The following is a 15,247-nucleotide window of genomic DNA, read 5'->3' as shown; positions in this document are numbered from 1 at the left end:
CCTAGCCTGCCGACACCGCAAGGACGCCGCTGCGGAAAGCCGGGCCGATGTTGGTCATGACGCGGTTCAGCAGCGCGTTGAAGACCGATCCGTCGTCAACCAAGCCGGGCAGCCCTTGATGGATGAGGTATCGGTCGAGACGTTGTTCGATCGGCCACCCGACGTAGCGCCGTCCGGTGAACTCGGAACCCAGAAACTTCCAGGCGATGGCGTCGAGTAGGTCGCTGGTCAGTTCGAATTCATCGGTGCGTGACATCGGCTTCCTTTCGATCGCACGACACATTCATTCTTTTGGCGCGCGCCCGGGCAGCGATAGTGACCAAGGTCATCAATGCTGCGCGGTGGGAAATCACAGCCGCCCGGGATGACTGAAGCGGGCAGCCCGGCGGTGGATGCGGTGCTCATCACCCCGGCGTGACCGCGAAGCCGGGCGGCACCGGCAGATTGGCAGCGAGAAGTTCGCCGAGGTTCGCGGCCTTGCCGCCGACTTCCTCCGCATCGGCCAACCGCAGTGCGGAGAGGTTGTGGACATAGGTAGGAGTAGACATGGCTGATGTCTTCGACCTTCATTCTCATCCAACGAAAGGGACTGGTGCGCGGCCTTATCAGGCCTGTTGTGCGGTACTCGTGCGGGGCGTCTCGGCGGCGCGTTGCGCCGTCTCCGCCCGGTCCTTGATTCCCAACAGCATCCCGCGCACGGTGAGAGTGACTGCTGGACCGGCCAATTCGGTGATGAACAGCTGGCCCGGATGCCGCAATCCTGCCCGGGTGCGCACCAGCAGCCGGCATTGGTCGTCGTAATGCGGCTCAAGGTGGAATGACCAGACCGCGTGCCAAGGGAATTCTGGAGGCGCTCCACTGAGCACGATCGTCTGGTTTTCGACGATGCGCGAGACCGTGAGCAGGAGCCCGTACTTCCGTCCGAGCCAGCCGGGCGGCGCTAGGCGTACCGGGTCGCCCGGCGAGAGCCGCTGCCATTGCGGATGAATGGTGTTGTCAACGTGGAATTCGAGCCCAAGCAGGCTTTCGATGGTCTCGAAGGTGTAGAAGCCGGCGCGGTCTTGTCCGAGTTGTGTGAGCCAGGGCCAGACTGCTTCCACCGGTGCGTCGATCCACACGCCCTCGGTCGACTGAAGCACGGGGGCACGAACCAATTCATCACCCGGAAGCTTCTGTCGGCATTCCTGCTTGGTCGTGCCCCAATTGCGGTAGTACCGCCGCGCGGCGTACAGCAGAGCCGAGACGGCCACAGCTTGCGTCACATGCGTCCTCGTCATGCGATGACCCTGCTCTCGGATCGCCCCACCCAACTAGGGCCTTGCGTCCCTTAGTTGACGACCGACCGTCGACGAACGGCACACAGAGCTGGGCCTTCGGTCCCTACCGCGAAGCTGCGCGGCGGTGGTCGGATCTCGACGGAAACCATCAACCGCATCCAAGGAGGCGCCATGTCGAAACTGCCCGTCCAACACCGGCCGCGATCGTTCTGGCCGGACTTCACCGAACTGTTTGCCGGCCTGCCGGCCTGGCCGAGCATGCACCCCGTCTTCGACAACCACATCATCCGGGTCGAGGACGAGATGACAGAGGGCAGCTATCAGGTTCGCGCTGAACTGCCGGGCATCGATGCCGAAAAGGACGTCGATATCACCGTGCGCGACGGCGTCTTGACCATCAAGGCCGAACGCAGCGAGAAGAAAGAATCGAACGGCCGCTCCGAGTTCAGTTACGGCTCGTTCGTGCGGTCGGTGACGCTGCCGCCCGGCGCCGACGAAGACAGCATCAAAGCCGCATACGACAAGGGCATTCTCACTGTCACGGTGCCGGTCAGCGAGGTCACGCCGGCTGAGAAGCACGTGGCGATCGAGTCTGCCAAGTGACCTGTGCCGTGGTCCCGGGTCAACGACGATCCGGGACCACGGGCACCTGAATGCGGGAGGAGCGCTCACATGGATGTCGGTCGACCCAGAACGCTTAAGCGATGGACCGTGTACGTCTCCATCGACGAACGCGATGGCCACACCCGCGCCAAGGCACGTTTGTACTGGAGCGACAAAGAATCGGTGGGTTTCGGTGCGGCGCGCTGCAATCCGGCTGACCGAGACATCAGCGACATCGGCGACGAGCTCGCTGTCGCTCGTGCACTTCGCGACCTGGCCGATCAGTTGCTTGTCGCGACCAGCCACGACATCGAAGCCAGCACCTGCCAGCCCGTCACTTCGCTGCACTGATGACTCCGGACTGCCGCAACCGAGTCGACCTGCGGGGGATTTGACGTGTCCACACTGCCCCGCCGGCCGACGATCGTCACGCTCACGATGAATCCGGCCCTGGATATCACCACGGCAGCCGATGTGGTGCGTCCCACCGAAAAGATTCGTTGTGCCGGTGTTCGTTACGACGCCGGCGGCGGTGGCATCAACGTCGCGCGAGTAGCGGATGAACTCGGCGCTTCCGTGTCTGCGGTGTTTCCCGCAGGCGGTCCGACCGGCGGGCTGGTGTCCCAACTGATGGTCGAGTCCGGTGTGCCGTTTCGCCGGATTCCGATCACCGACTCGACGCGCGAAAGCTTCACGGTCAACGAGGACACAACCGGCAAGCAGTATCGATTCGTATTGGCCGGGCCTACGCTCGCGGCGGCCGAGCAGGCTGAATGCCTGGACCAGTTGAGGGACGCGGCGCACGGTGCCTCGTATGTCGTCGCCAGCGGAAGCCTTCCACCCGGCGTGCCGCCTGATCTGTACCAACGTGTCGCTGACATCTGCGGTGAACTCGGTGTGCCTTTCATCCTGGATACCTCTGGGCAGGGCTTGACTCACATCGCCGCCGGGGTCTCGCTGCTCAAACCAAGCCTGCGCGAGCTTCGGGAGTGCGTCGGCCGTGCCCTCGCGACAGAGGCAGACCAAGCCGAAGCGGCTCGCGAACTCATCGAGCGCGGGGTTGCGCGAGCTGTCGTCGTGTCGCTGGGCGCTGACGGTGCGTTGTTGGTGACAAATGACCAACAGCAACGGTTTTGGAGTGTTCCGGTACACGCGGTGAGCGGCATCGGAGCCGGCGACGCCATGGTGGCCGCAATCGCCGTTGGATTGAGTCGCCGCTGGCCATTGAGCAAGGCGGTTCGGTATGGGGTTGCCGCGGGCGCAGCCATGTTGACAACGCCGGGAGCGGCGGCGTGCCACCGCAGCACGGTGGATCACCTCTTCGAACTGGTTCGCGAGCCGTCGTCGTTGCCTGCCTAGTGGCGTACGACTCCTGCCTAATGTCGCACGACGATGACCGAGCATTCGGCTTGCGCGAAATGCGACAGGCCGCGCGCGTGCCCGACGAGCCGTGGGATCTCGTGGATGTCGGGCGGTCCGATCACCACCAGCTGGATGGGAACCTCACTGCTGGCGATGAATTCGTCGAGAGACCGGGCGGCCATCCAGCTCTGCACCGGGACATCCGGGTAGCGGGCCGACCAGGTTGCGACGGTTCGGTCGAAAAGTGAATCGCGTTCGGCTGTCTGCGCCGACCACGGGGCGAGGACCGCGATCACCCCGGTGTTGCGTAGCGCGGCCTCGCCGAATGCGACCGCCGCAAGTTCGTCTTCGTCGCCGGCAGTGTTGAAGGCCAGGGCAATCCATCCCGGATCCGCGGGCGACCGGTCGCAGTGGTCAGACGTGCCGCTATGCGAACGGATGATGGCGACCGGACATTGAGCGCGGTTCGTGACAGCCTCGGCCGTCGACCCCAAGACTTTGGCAGCGATCCGGTCTATGCCCACCGAACCCACGCACAGGAGAGCGGCAGCTCGTGACTCGTCGATGAGCAGACTGGTTGGGGCGGTGTGTCTTTGGACAGTTTCGAGCTGCACAGGCTTGCCAGTGGCCGCAACGGCGTCCGCTGCGGCCCGCAACGCCGCATCGACGGGTGCCGCCGCTGCCTCTGCAGTTCCTTTCGATCGTTCGGGGTGTGCCGGAGAGAGCGCGGCCGCCAGCCGTAACGGAACACCTCGGACCACCGCTTCGTCGATGGCCCACAGCGCCGCGCTGATGGCCGCATCGGAACCGTCGATGCCGACGACGACGGGCCGGCCGGCACGCGAGTTCGTCATGCCAACCTCACTTCGTGTCACGCCGGCGCTTTGGCCTCAAGTGTCGGCTGGGTCGCCGACCGACGATAGAGACCAAAGGCATCCGTCCGTCGCCAATGACTCGGGCCGGCCCAAAGGCCATTGGCACGCCGATTGGATGACTTTCGGCCACAGTCGTTGCACGCAGCGCTCCGTAACGTCACGGGCATGTCCCAACTAACGCAACCGATCTCCATCTTGTCGGAGAGTGAATGCTGGAATCTTCTGCGCAGTGTCGCGCTGGGACGGCTCGTTACGGTCGTCGACGGCCTGGTGGAGATATTCCCGGTCAACTTCGTCGTGCAAGGCCGCAGCGTGCTGTTCCGCACCGCGGAGGGCACCAAGCTCGTCAGCGCTGCCATCAACAAGAACGTGCTGTTCGAAGCCGACGACCACGATGCTGCCGAAGGCTGGAGCGTGATCATCAAGGGAATGGCCCAGACGCTACGTACCGATGAAGAAATCGACGAGGCGGATCACGCTCAGCTCATCCCATGGACCGCGACCGTGAAGCAGCACTACGTACGAATCCGCCCGCTCAAACTCACCGGGCGCCGATTCTCGTTCGGCCCCGAGCCCGACGTGGAATCCACGGCTACCTAGCCGCCTGCCGCGCCTTTCCGGTCATCTGGGTCCAATGGCCCTTACCGACCGGCGCGTCGGCGCCGACACTGACAACTACGAGCCGCCGCGCGGCAGTACACACCAAGGAAGACGAAGACCATGAGCGAAACCGCTGAATCAGCCACTGACACAGTCGTCGTCACCACATCCCAGTCAGGGCCACCCAGTCGGCTGACCCAGGTTGCCGCCTGGGTAGGCATTGTCGCGGGCATCGTTTTCATCGTTGCCCTGATCTTCTTCAGCGGCTTCTGCGCCGGAACCTACAGCGGTGGTGGGTACTGGCACGGCGGCTACCGGCATTATCAATCGCAGCAAGGGCCGAATTGCCCTATGGGGCCCGGGCCGATGATGGGGTCTGGCGGGATGATGGGGCCCGGCATGATGGGGCCCGGCATGATGGGGCCCGGGTCGACGGGACCGGGCGGCATGATGCCCGGAATGATGGAACCTGGACAGCAGCGGCCCAGCGCGCCCACCACACCGAGTCCGCGCCCCTAGCGGCCGGCATGAGCTCCTCTCCGACAGGCCGGCACCGACGCGGGTGATGGGGGTGGGCAATGCTGGCATTTCTCAAACGGACGTGGATTCCGATCGTTGTCGTGGTGGCGGTAGGCCTGGGTGGCGTCGCCGTCGTCCGGCTACGAGGTGTTTTCGGTTCTGACAAGCTCTTTTCGTCGACCGCGAGTAGTGCTGATGCCATCGTGTCGTTCAATCCCAAGCGGGTGACCTACGAGGTATTCGGACCGGGTGACACCACAGGCCACGTCAGCTTCCTGAACATGAATGCCGCACCCGAAGAAGCGGACTTCACGAGCCTGCCCTGGACCTCCACACTCACGACCACAATTCCGACTGTCATCGCGAACATTGTGGCCCAGGGTGACAGCGACACCATCGGGTGCCGCATCTTCGTGAACGGCGAGCTGCGGGACGAACAATCATCCAGCGGGCACCATGCGCAGGCTTTCTGCTTGGTGAAAGCCGCATGAACGCCGACGGCGATGCCCAGCCATTGTTCATGCGGCTGATCCGTACCCTGGCCGTGCCCATCATTCTGGTGTGGCTGCTCCTGACCGTCGCGGTGAATATTCTCGTGCCGCCCATAGAGTCGGTCGCCCGAACCCACGCGGTGACGATGTCGCCGCAGGATGCACCGGCGATGATCGCGGCGAAGCGAATCGGCGCCAAGTTTCAGGAGTCTGATTCAGACAGCATGGTGATGATCGTCCTGGAGTCCGACAAGGGGCTCGGCGACGAGGCGCACGTCTACTACGACGCTCTGCTCCAAAAGCTCGCCGCCGACGTCAAGCACGTGCAGCATATCCAGAACCTGTGGGGCGACCGCATCACCGCCGCCGGCTCCCAAAGCGGCGACGGTAAGGCCGCTTACGTTCAACTCAACGTCGCGGGCGACCAAGGCAGCACGCTGGGAAACCAGTCCGTCGATGCCGTCCGCAAGATCGTCGCGGGTTCACGGGCTCCCGACGGGATCAAGGTATATGTCACGGGGCCGGCGGCGCTGACCACCGACATGAACGAGGCTGCCGACAAGAGCATGTTCAAGATGATGGGTGTGACCGGACTGGTCATCATGATCATGCTGTTCATCGTCTATAGGTCGGTGAGCACGGTGCTCCTGGTTCTTGTCATGGTCGGTTTCGAGATGGGCACGGCCAGAGGCGTTGTCGCGATGCTCGGCAACTACGGGCTGCTGGCATTCTCGACCTTTGTCGTTGCCATGCTGTCGTCGCTGGCCATCGCGGCGGGCACGGATTATGCGATCTTCCTCATCGGCCGCTATCAAGAGGCACGTCAGGCCGGCGAGGACCGGGAAGCGGCTTACTACAGCATGTTTCGCGGAACCTACCACGTGATCCTGGGGTCCGGGTTGACCATCGCGGGGGCTTCCTTCTGTCTGCATTTCGCGCGGTTGTCCTACTTCAAGGCTCTGGGGATTCCCTCCGCGCTCGGCTTGTTGATCGTCATCGCCGGCGCGCTCACCGCAGCGCCGGCCATCGTGGCGGTGGCCACCCGGTTCGGCCTACTGGATCCCAAACGGATGATCAAGACACGGGGATGGCGACGGGTCGGTACAGCTACCGTCCGGTGGCCGGGGCCGATGTTCGTGGCGTCGCTGCTGATCGCCGTGATGGGCCTGCTCGTAGTGCCTACCATGGCAATCAGCTACAACGATCGGTACTACATCCCGTCGAGTCTGCCGTCCAACGTCGGTTATGCCGCGGCGGAAAGCCATTTCAGCGCAGCCCGGCTCAATCCCGACATCCTCATGGTCGAGACCGATCACGACATGCGGAATTCAAGCGACATGATCATCCTGGATCGGGTCGCGAAGGACATCTTCCGCACTTCGGGCATAGCGCGAATACAGGGCATCACAAGGCCGCTGGGAAACCCGATCGAACACACGTCAATTCCGTTCCAGGTCAGCATGCAGGCGCTGCCAATCCAGGAGAATCTGCGCTTCATGAAGGACCGGATGGCCGACATGCTCAAGATGAGCGACGATCTCGGCTTGATGATCGGCTCGATGCAACGGATTCACGGCTTGCTGGGGCAGATGAGCAAGTCAACGCATCGGATGGTCGGGGACATGGCCGAGATGAAGGTGACGCTCGACGAAATGCGGGACCATTTGGCCGATTTCGACGATTTCGTGCGACCACTGCGGAACTATCTGTACTGGGAGCCGCACTGTTACGACATTCCCGTCTGCTGGGCGACGAGGTCGGTATTCGAAGCAATTGATGACGTGGACACGTTCAGCGACAACATGAACGCTGTGCTCGGCGATCTGAACAACATCGATGGTGTGCTGCCGGGTTTGCTCGCTGAGTTCCCACCGATCATCGCGGTGGCGAAGTCCATGCAGGGAACCTTGTTGACTCTGCACAGCAGCTTCGCGGGATTGGTCACACAAATGTCACGGATGACCGATACCGCGAGCGCGATGGGCCAGGCATTCGACTCTTCGAAGGCTGACGACTACTTCTACCTGCCGCCCGAAGCTTTCGACAACCCCGACTTCCAGCGTGGCCTGAAACTGTTCATGTCACCGGACGGTAAAGCCGCACGATTCATCATCACCCACGACGTGGACCCTGCGACTCCGCAAGGTATTTCGGCCGTCAAGCCCGAGCTCAATGCCGCACGCGAAGCCGTGAAGGGCACCCCCCTGGCCAACGCCAGGTTCTATCTCACCGGCACCGCGGCGGTGTACAACGACATCCAAACCGGCTCTCGTTACGACTTGATGATCGTCGGAATAGCCGCGCTGACACTGATTTTCGCCGTGATGGTGATCATCACGAGGGCACTGGTGGCCTCACTGGTCATTGTCGGCACGGTCTTGCTGTCGTTGGGAGCGGCTTTCGGTCTGTCGGTGTTGGTGTGGCAGCACCTGCTGGGCCTGGACCTGAATTGGATCGCACCAGTCTTCGGGCTGATCATCCTGCTGGCGGTGGGGTCTGACTACAACCTGCTGCTCACGTCGCGGTTCCAGGAGGAGCTCGGCGCCGGGATCAATACCGGCATCATCCGGTCGATGGGGGAGACCGGTGGTGTGGTGACGGCCGCCGGACTGGTCTTCGCGTTCACGATGATGTCCATGGCCGCAAGCGATTTACGCTCGATCGGCCAAGCCGGTAGCACGATCGGACTCGGACTGCTGTTCGACACCCTGATCGTCCGCTCGCTCATGACGCCGTCGATAGCGGCCCTGCTGGGACGGTGGTTCTGGTGGCCACAGCGGGTGCGGCCGCGCCCGGCAAGTTACATGCTGAGGCCCTTCGGGCCACGAAGCCTGGTGCGCGCGCTGTTGCTCGGAGAGACCGCAGATACCGCAACGGCGCTACGCAGGAAGTCAACTGATGAAGGGAGCACCGATGACCGTCCGTGACAAGGTCCGGGTGTTCAACAAGCATGTACTGAATCCGCTCATGCTTGTGGCCGCAGGCCGAAAATACTGGTACGCCGGGGTGATCGAGCACACTGGACGACGCTCCGGGAAGAAATATGCGACGCCGGTTGTCATCGAAAAGGTGAGCGGCGGTTTTCTCATCCCGCTGCCCTACGGCACGGATGTCGACTGGCTTCGCAATGTTCAGGCCACGGGCCGTGCCGCCATCCGGGTGCACGGAAAATCCTTCATCGCCGCCGAACCGGTGATCATCGATGCGCCGACTGCAGCCGGCCTGCTCTCACCGCGCCGTCAGCGGGAATTCGGTAGGTTCGGCATCGCGAATTACCTCAAAATGAGCCAGGAATCCCCGGCAACGCGCTGAGGCCGGTGATCCCGTGGCGGCCGGCCCGCCACCAGCCGGAACTGTCCCGGAGGCTGCCGGGTGGTGGCTCGATGCGGCAGGCCGGCCGGCCGGGACTCTGTCGTCACGTCGACTTCGTCTCCGTCGCCGGGGGTTTCGATTCCGGCTCCTTGGTCCCGTGATGCGAACGGGTATAGGCCTCAGCGCTGAGTAGACGCTTGAGGGCTTCGAGGTAGCGGTTGGGAATCATTGGAGAATGTCCTCTTCGACCGGTCAGTCGGCGTCCTTCTTCTTGCCGCCGTCCGCGCGCGTCAGTGCGCCCTCGGTGCTGCGGATGAGATTGCGGTGGAACTGATACTGCGCAGCGGCCAGAGTGTCCGCCAGGCTGATTGCCGCGTCGACGATCTTGGCCCGCAGCGGATGGACGGCTTCTGGGATCGCCTCGTCCAGCACATTGTTGAACCGGCGCCACGCTTCGGCTGCGGCGTGCTGCCCCAGACGGGCGGATTCGCGGAACTCGTCAAGCAAGTCGGGTGACGACGACGATGAGGAGACGGTGCTCGACGAGGATGTCGACTTCGTGGTTTCGGGCATGCCAGGACCTTTCGTTTGAGTGAAATTCGCAGTCCAACGCTATGGGCGGTTCGGGCTGGCCTCGTAGCGCCAAAGGTCCTCAGGTGCCATGGTCGATGGTCTATTGAGGCAGCTGCACGCCAACGGATATGGGGATGCGAGGCTTCAGGGCCTGACGGCCTCTGTCCCGGTGACGAATGGCCCCGTGACGAGGTTGCACTCAGGCTCCTAACGTCGTGTCTGCGCCGCGCTTTCGCAGGCTCGGCGCGAATTTCCCGGCGGAGTTCGAATCGAGGGTCAAGATGTCGAGTGGGTCAGCAGATCGAGGAATTCTGGTCGGAGTCGACGGGTCGGATGGGTCAGACGCAGCGGTGCGCTGGGCGGCCCGTGAGGCGGGCCTGCGAAACGTCGTGTTGTCAGTGGTGCATGTGTTGCCGACTCCCATGGGCGGGTGGGGAGGTTGGGGCATCACGTCGACACCGCTCCCGGAGGATTTCTTCCAACAGCTGGAATCGGAGGGCCGGCGAGTCATCGCCGACGCCATACGTGTCGCCAAGGAGACGGTCGGCGACACCGCCGATATTCACGTGCGCGGCGAAGTGCTCTACTCGCCGAGCGTGCCTACCCTGGTCGAGCTGAGTAGTGACTCCCAGATGGTCGTGCTGGGCTGCCGAGGTCAAGGGCGACTACAGCGCGTCTTGTTGGGTTCAATCAGCACTGCGCTGGTGCATCACGCTCATTGCCCGGTCGCCGTCATCCACGACGAAGCTACGGCCGGACCGCAGGCGCCGGTTGTGGTGGGCATCGACGGCTCGCCGGCCTCGGAGTTGGCCACCGCTATCGCCTTTGACGAAGCCTCTTGGCGCGGAGCCGAATTGGTGGCCCTGCACGCCTGGAGCGACGCCGATTCGTCGGAGTTCCCCGCGACGCAGTGGTCGATTGTCCGTCCGCGAACCGAAGAAGAGTTGGCCGAGCGACTGGCTGGGTGGCAGGAACGCTATCCCGATGTCCGGGTGCGCCGTGTGGTGGTCTTGGATCAACCCGCGCGCCATCTGCTCGCTGAGGCCGAGTCGGCTCAACTGATCGTCGTGGGTAGCCATGGCCGGGGAGGGTTCGCCAGGATGCTACTCGGATCGGTGAGCACTGCCGTGGTTCATGCGGCCCGCGTGCCCGTCATCGTGGCGCGGGAGCGCTGAACCGGCGCCGAGAACCTCGCGGTCCAGGCGCCGAGAACCTCGCGGTCCATCAGTCGGTACCCACGAGGCGCCAACGTTTCGAGCGCTACGAGTTGATGAGGCCCGACTGCAGGAGTGCGGCATCGACAAACTGCTGCACTGGGCGCGATTCGAAGAATCCCGTGTGTCCGCCTTGATACCAGACGATCTCGGGCCGGCCCCAGTGCTCCCAGAGGCGAACAACCTGCTCGCGCGGATGCACGAGTTGGTCGGCGACTCCCGCGTAGATGAAGCGGCCTTGGAAGGGGACGCGCGGGGTCAATGACAGTGGCGAGACCATCCGACCCAGCGGTGCCGCCAGGTTCACCGTCTCACGACGCGGGTCGTCGTGCTTCATCCCGGCATGGCGCCCGAGTAGTTCGGTCATATCAGCGACCGGGACACCGAGAATTGCGCAGGTGAGGCCGTCCTCAAGGCTGGCGACAAGCGAAGTGATGTAGCCGCCGAGGGAAATGCTGTTCATGCCAATCGGCGATTCGGTCTCTTGCGCGCGTATCCAGGACAGCAACCGGCGTACGTCCCACACCGCCTGGGCCGTGGCATGGACATTGTCCAGCACATCCTGGCCGGGGAACACCGCGCCGGCGGGCAGACCCCGCCCCCGCGGGCCGTGCATCGGAAGTACGGGCAGGACAAGATTCAGGCCGAGATGCTCATGCAGATGCCACGCCCGGAACAACGCGAGGTCGAGCCTGCCGCGGCCCATCATGGCGCCGTGCACACACACCAGCCACGGGCGTGGCTCCTGGTGGCGCAGTAGCAACGCATAGCCGCGGCTGTTGGCGGCATAGCCGAGCCATCGCTGCCGGCCGGGCTCACCGACTTTCGGTTCGTATCCGCTGTCGAAAACGATGCGTTCGAAGGACCGGCCATAGGACTCTACCGGCTGAACCGTGATGTCGGTCAGTGGCGGGGGAGCCTCGAAGAACTCTTCGGGATCATCCAGACATCCATGGCGGCCATAGAATTCAATGCCCGCGCGGACTTCGCCGTTGATTCGCTCGAACTGTTCTTGGTTGCCGAGTGGCTGAAGGATCCGAATGCCGCTGAGAACAATTTCGTCGCGGAACGCTTGTGCGGCCAGTGCGAGCGTGGGGCGCGCCACCGGAAGCACGTCGCGCGGACGCTCCAGATAGTCCTGCCACGATCGAGCGTAGAAGCGGCCCGTCCGTCGGAACGGTCGGATGAAGTGGTCCAGCGCCGTGGAGCCACGCGAGGGCAGGCCGGTGGGAACCGCCCGTGGCCCGTCGTCGTGTGCGGGTGCTGCCATGTCGCCAACGGTAATTCGCGGCGGGCGGCACATCCTAGGGGAATAGGTCCCGCCCGTGGCTGACAATTGCCACTTCGACGAAAATTACGGTGGGGCAACGCTATTGTCTTGGTAGCGAAGCTCGGATACCGAGCTGTTGGAGGACTGGCCTGATGAATCCGGTGGAGCCGCTGGACGCGGCGATGCTCACGGCGGAGTTGCTCTCCGACCCGCTGCACGTGGCTGCACTGCTGATTCTGGCGCCACCGGCCGCGGCTGGGCCGGGATACGTCGACGAGCTGTTTCAACAGGGCCTTGCTGTCACCGCTGACATGGATCCGCGTTTTCGCCGGTATCCACACATCGGCCTCGACACCGCGGGCTTCTGGATGTGGCGCACCGAGGACAGCGTCGACATGCGAGATCATCTGGAGCGCCGAACCTTACCTGCGGGCGCAGACCGCGATGCGTTGTGGAAGTTGGTCAGCGAACTGCACAGCGAACCGCTCGCCCGGTCACGACCGATGTGGATCGCCTATCTGATCGACGGCCTGGAGGATGATCGCTTCGCCCTGTACATCAAGGTGCACCACACCCTGATCGACGGCGTCGCCGGATTGAAGATGATCGGTCAAGCGCTGAGCACCGATCCTGAACGCCGGGACGCGCCCCCGTTCTATGCGGTGCAACGATCGTCGGATGATGAGAGTGGCAGCCACAGCATGCTGCCGAATCCCCTGGCAATTGCACATGAGGCGCTGCACGGTGTCGTCTCAGGCCTGGGCTTCGTGCGCGAGCTTGCGATGGGCGAACTATCAACGGCGGTGGCGAGTATCGGCGCAGGGCTTACTGTACTGCCATTCGGGGCCCCGTACACACGATTCAATGGCCGCCTTGGCCGGGAGCGGGCGTTTGCCGGCGTGAGTCTGCCCAAATCTCGGATCGGGGCCATCTGCGAAGCCGCTGGGGTGACCGCCAACGACGTGCTGACCGCCGTGGTGGCCGGCGTCTTGCGTGAGTGGCTCGCGGCTCTGGGCGAGCTCCCAGACAAGTCGTTGGTGGCGATCTGCCCGATCACGGTGCGGGCCCGCGAGGGCCAGGAACGCTCGGCCGACGAGCGCCGGGCAAACCTGTTCGGCCTCGAATTATGCTCGCTGGGAACCCATCTCATGGATCAAGCCGATCGTCTGGCGCACATCCATCGCGCAATGGCCTGGGCGAAGGCCGAGGTGGCGCGGCGAGGCGCCAACGTCACGACGCTTCTGCTCGCTCCGAGTATCGGGCCCACGGTGTTGTCTCCATTGATGCCGTTCTCACCGCGGCGCCGTAGCGGTTACAACCTGTCGATCTCGCATGTCCCCGGGCCGAAGGCCGAGATGTACTGGAATGGCGCTCATCTCGAGGAGATCTATCCCGTGTCGGCGGCGATCACCGGTCAGGCCTTGAACGTGACCACGTGCTCGTACGCCGACCGGGTGATGTTCGGGTATATATCTGGGCGGCGGGTGATGCCCGATATCGAGTCAGTGGTGCCTCTGACCGAATATGTGCTGACAGAGTTGGAGGCCGCGCTCGTGCGCCGGTGCCGTTAGCCGTTGGTCGGCAAAGAGATGACGCCGGCTCGGGTGTCCTTGCGCAGCCGGGACTGAAGTCATCTCGAGTCAGGTCTTATGCATGTCGCAGCCGGTGAGTGACCAGGGGTAGGCAGATAGACAACACATGATGATCAGGCGGAAGGGCCACGATGTACTTGAAAGACGACACAGCGCTCATCGAGGACATTCTCGAAGAGCTGAAGGCTGACCCGGCAATCGAGTCCTCCTGCATCGCCGTCACCGCTGATGACGGAGTGGTGACGTTGACGGGCACTGTGCCCACGTGCTGGCAGAAACACGAAGCAGCCCAGGCGGTTTGGCGTGTCCTTGGGGTTCGCGCTCTGGCTGATGACCTACGTGTCGAGGTGCTTGGCACCCATGTGCAAAACGACACGGACATCGCAGCGGCGGCTGCCACTGTGTTGCGATCGCACAGCGAGCTACCCGAGACCATTGATGCGACTGTTCGCGACGGCATTGTCACGTTGAACGGCAAGGTGGACTGGCATTTCCAGCGCACGACCGCGGTGAATGCCGTCAAGAACATTCGCGGTGTGAAAAGTGTGCGTAACAGCATTGACCTGAACGACGCACCGAAGATCGCCGATATCAGGGAGCGCATCCGTATGGAATTGGCCCGGACGGTGAACGAGGAAGTCAACAGCATCATCGTCGAAACCGGCGACGGCACTGTCACTCTGAGCGGCACGGTCAGGTCTGAGTCGGACGCGGCGGCGGCGCGTCATGCCGCTTGGGCAGTTCCGGGGGTCAAGAACGTCAAGGACTTGCTGCAGGTTTCGTAGCTGAATCTATCGCCGTCCATCGGTAATCCACTTGTTGGCTCGCTCGACCTGACCCGCAGGGAACTGGCGAATCTGTGCTGAGACGAAATGCGAGACTAAATGCTGGGTAACCCCGGAGACAGGCAAATCGGTAACGATCGCGATTTTCTTCACGTGTCGATGATGATCATGCACGAACCGGACGTGACTGACCATCGCGCCGTAGCTGTCCCATCCTGGAAACCGTGGAGCATCGATGATAAGCCCGGCGAGATCACCATCTTGCTCGATCTTTGGGTCGACAGCTCTGGCAAGCGCAGCGAAATCGCTTGTACTCAAGGCTGAATCAGGTCGAACGGTAAGGACCGAGTGGTCTGTGTTCCAATGCTGATCCAGCATGGCTGCTCCTAAGGCGTCGCTGGTCCTCATCATCGGCTCCTCGTCTGTCGCGCGGCAACAGGCGAAAGTCCTCTATTCCTGGGAGACCGCCGAATCATAGGTCGACGAGTGCGATCACCGGGGCCATCACCTTGGCCGGCGCCGCCGCGACTGGCAACACATCGGCGAACGGCAGTTCAGGAAGGAACAAGCTGTGATGCGCCGCTGGAAACGCAAGTCCGCTGTCGCATATTTGACCGATGCGTAAGTAGCTGGGGCTGGGCCGGCGACAGCCGCCTGAAATGGGCGTACGGTGGGGATACGCAACAGCGTGTGCGGAGGTGTAGGGCAGTGTGAACAACACCGAAGACAGCAGCGGTTCGGTGTTTTCGCGGCTGAGCCGGCGGGGGCTGTTCG

The 15,247-nt window shown here is 63.2% G+C and carries 18 protein-coding genes; 11 read left to right on the top strand and 7 right to left on the bottom strand.

The genetic code is table 11. The annotated features are described in order from the left end of the window. Window position 1 precedes the first annotated feature (1 nt). The 3 genes from AC3WTE_RS11760 to AC3WTE_RS11750 form a co-directional block, all read right to left on the bottom strand. Window positions 2-256, bottom strand: coding sequence for a hypothetical protein (locus AC3WTE_RS11760; protein ID WP_492437628.1), 255 nt, complete (start codon window positions 254-256; stop codon window positions 2-4). A 148-nt stretch (window positions 257-404) separates the two neighbouring features. Next, window positions 405-548, bottom strand: coding sequence for a PEP/pyruvate-binding domain-containing protein (locus AC3WTE_RS11755; protein WP_492437627.1), 144 nt, complete (start codon window positions 546-548; stop codon window positions 405-407). A gap of 57 nt (window positions 549-605) precedes the next feature. Continuing rightward, the gene (locus AC3WTE_RS11750; RefSeq protein ID WP_492437626.1) at window positions 606-1,277 is read right to left on the bottom strand and encodes an SRPBCC family protein; all 672 of its coding nucleotides are present in this window, start codon (window positions 1,275-1,277) and stop codon (window positions 606-608) included. Between the two features lie 171 nt (window positions 1,278-1,448). On the opposite strand from AC3WTE_RS11750, the gene AC3WTE_RS11745 reads away from it, so the two are divergent. The 3 genes from AC3WTE_RS11745 to AC3WTE_RS11735 all read left to right on the top strand — a co-directional run bounded on the left by AC3WTE_RS11745 (window position 1,449) and on the right by AC3WTE_RS11735 (window position 3,239). Beyond that, entirely contained in the window at window positions 1,449-1,880 is a 432-nt protein-coding gene (locus tag AC3WTE_RS11745; protein WP_492437625.1) for an Hsp20/alpha crystallin family protein, read from the top strand. Between the two features lie 69 nt (window positions 1,881-1,949). Next, window positions 1,950-2,231, top strand: coding sequence for a DUF1876 domain-containing protein (locus AC3WTE_RS11740; RefSeq protein WP_492437624.1), 282 nt, complete (start codon window positions 1,950-1,952; stop codon window positions 2,229-2,231). 45 nt (window positions 2,232-2,276) lie between these two features. Then, entirely contained in the window at window positions 2,277-3,239 is a 963-nt protein-coding gene (locus tag AC3WTE_RS11735) for a 1-phosphofructokinase family hexose kinase (protein WP_492437623.1), read from the top strand. 17 nt (window positions 3,240-3,256) lie between these two features. On the opposite strand, the gene AC3WTE_RS11730 is transcribed toward AC3WTE_RS11735, so the two are convergent. After that, entirely contained in the window at window positions 3,257-4,096 is an 840-nt protein-coding gene (locus tag AC3WTE_RS11730) for a universal stress protein (protein ID WP_492437622.1), read from the bottom strand. Window positions 4,097-4,282: 186 nt separating this feature from the next. Between AC3WTE_RS11730 and AC3WTE_RS11725 the strand changes: the two genes are divergently transcribed. The 5 genes from AC3WTE_RS11725 (at window position 4,283) to AC3WTE_RS11705 (ending at window position 9,039) form a co-directional block, all read left to right on the top strand. Next, window positions 4,283-4,717: a pyridoxamine 5'-phosphate oxidase family protein gene (locus AC3WTE_RS11725; protein ID WP_459365491.1), complete on the top strand. Its 435-nt coding sequence runs from the start codon at window positions 4,283-4,285 to the stop codon at window positions 4,715-4,717. 120 nt (window positions 4,718-4,837) lie between these two features. Further along, a complete protein-coding gene (locus tag AC3WTE_RS11720; protein WP_492437621.1) occupies window positions 4,838-5,236 on the top strand; it encodes a hypothetical protein in 399 nt (132 codons plus the stop codon). 59 nt (window positions 5,237-5,295) lie between these two features. Next, a complete protein-coding gene (locus AC3WTE_RS11715; protein ID WP_492437620.1) occupies window positions 5,296-5,727 on the top strand; it encodes an MmpS family transport accessory protein in 432 nt (143 codons plus the stop codon). Continuing rightward, window positions 5,724-8,654 (top strand): MMPL/RND family transporter, encoded by a 2,931-nt coding sequence (locus tag AC3WTE_RS11710; RefSeq protein ID WP_492437619.1) that lies wholly within the window; start codon window positions 5,724-5,726, stop codon window positions 8,652-8,654. Before AC3WTE_RS11715 ends, AC3WTE_RS11710 begins: the two co-directional genes overlap by 4 nt. Next, window positions 8,641-9,039, top strand: coding sequence for a nitroreductase family deazaflavin-dependent oxidoreductase (locus tag AC3WTE_RS11705; protein ID WP_492437618.1), 399 nt, complete (start codon window positions 8,641-8,643; stop codon window positions 9,037-9,039). The genes AC3WTE_RS11710 and AC3WTE_RS11705 overlap by 14 nt, the downstream gene beginning before the upstream one ends. A gap of 252 nt (window positions 9,040-9,291) precedes the next feature. Here the strand turns inward: AC3WTE_RS11705 and AC3WTE_RS11700 are convergent, their stop codons facing one another. Next, window positions 9,292-9,612: a hypothetical protein gene (locus AC3WTE_RS11700; protein WP_492437617.1), complete on the bottom strand. Its 321-nt coding sequence runs from the start codon at window positions 9,610-9,612 to the stop codon at window positions 9,292-9,294. Window positions 9,613-9,893: 281 nt separating this feature from the next. On the opposite strand from AC3WTE_RS11700, the gene AC3WTE_RS11695 reads away from it, so the two are divergent. Continuing rightward, complete coding sequence (locus AC3WTE_RS11695; protein ID WP_492437616.1) at window positions 9,894-10,787, top strand: universal stress protein; 894 nt, start codon at window positions 9,894-9,896, stop codon at window positions 10,785-10,787. Between the two features lie 85 nt (window positions 10,788-10,872). Here the strand turns inward: AC3WTE_RS11695 and AC3WTE_RS11690 are convergent, their stop codons facing one another. After that, window positions 10,873-12,012, bottom strand: coding sequence for an alpha/beta hydrolase family protein (locus AC3WTE_RS11690; RefSeq protein ID WP_492437733.1), 1,140 nt, complete (start codon window positions 12,010-12,012; stop codon window positions 10,873-10,875). A 236-nt stretch (window positions 12,013-12,248) separates the two neighbouring features. Between AC3WTE_RS11690 and AC3WTE_RS11685 the strand changes: the two genes are divergently transcribed. Beyond that, complete coding sequence (locus tag AC3WTE_RS11685) at window positions 12,249-13,667, top strand: wax ester/triacylglycerol synthase family O-acyltransferase (RefSeq protein WP_492437615.1); 1,419 nt, start codon at window positions 12,249-12,251, stop codon at window positions 13,665-13,667. A 152-nt stretch (window positions 13,668-13,819) separates the two neighbouring features. Beyond that, window positions 13,820-14,473 (top strand): BON domain-containing protein, encoded by a 654-nt coding sequence (locus AC3WTE_RS11680; RefSeq protein WP_492437614.1) that lies wholly within the window; start codon window positions 13,820-13,822, stop codon window positions 14,471-14,473. A gap of 6 nt (window positions 14,474-14,479) precedes the next feature. Here the strand turns inward: AC3WTE_RS11680 and AC3WTE_RS11675 are convergent, their stop codons facing one another. Further along, window positions 14,480-14,851: a SpoIIAA family protein gene (locus tag AC3WTE_RS11675; protein ID WP_492437613.1), complete on the bottom strand. Its 372-nt coding sequence runs from the start codon at window positions 14,849-14,851 to the stop codon at window positions 14,480-14,482. Between the last annotated feature and the right edge of the window lie 396 nt (window positions 14,852-15,247).

Source organism: Mycobacterium sp. FW102-FHT13B02, from assembly GCF_058790275.1.
Note: the sequence above shows the minus strand (reverse complement) of the source record. Positions and strands in the feature narration are given on the sequence as shown.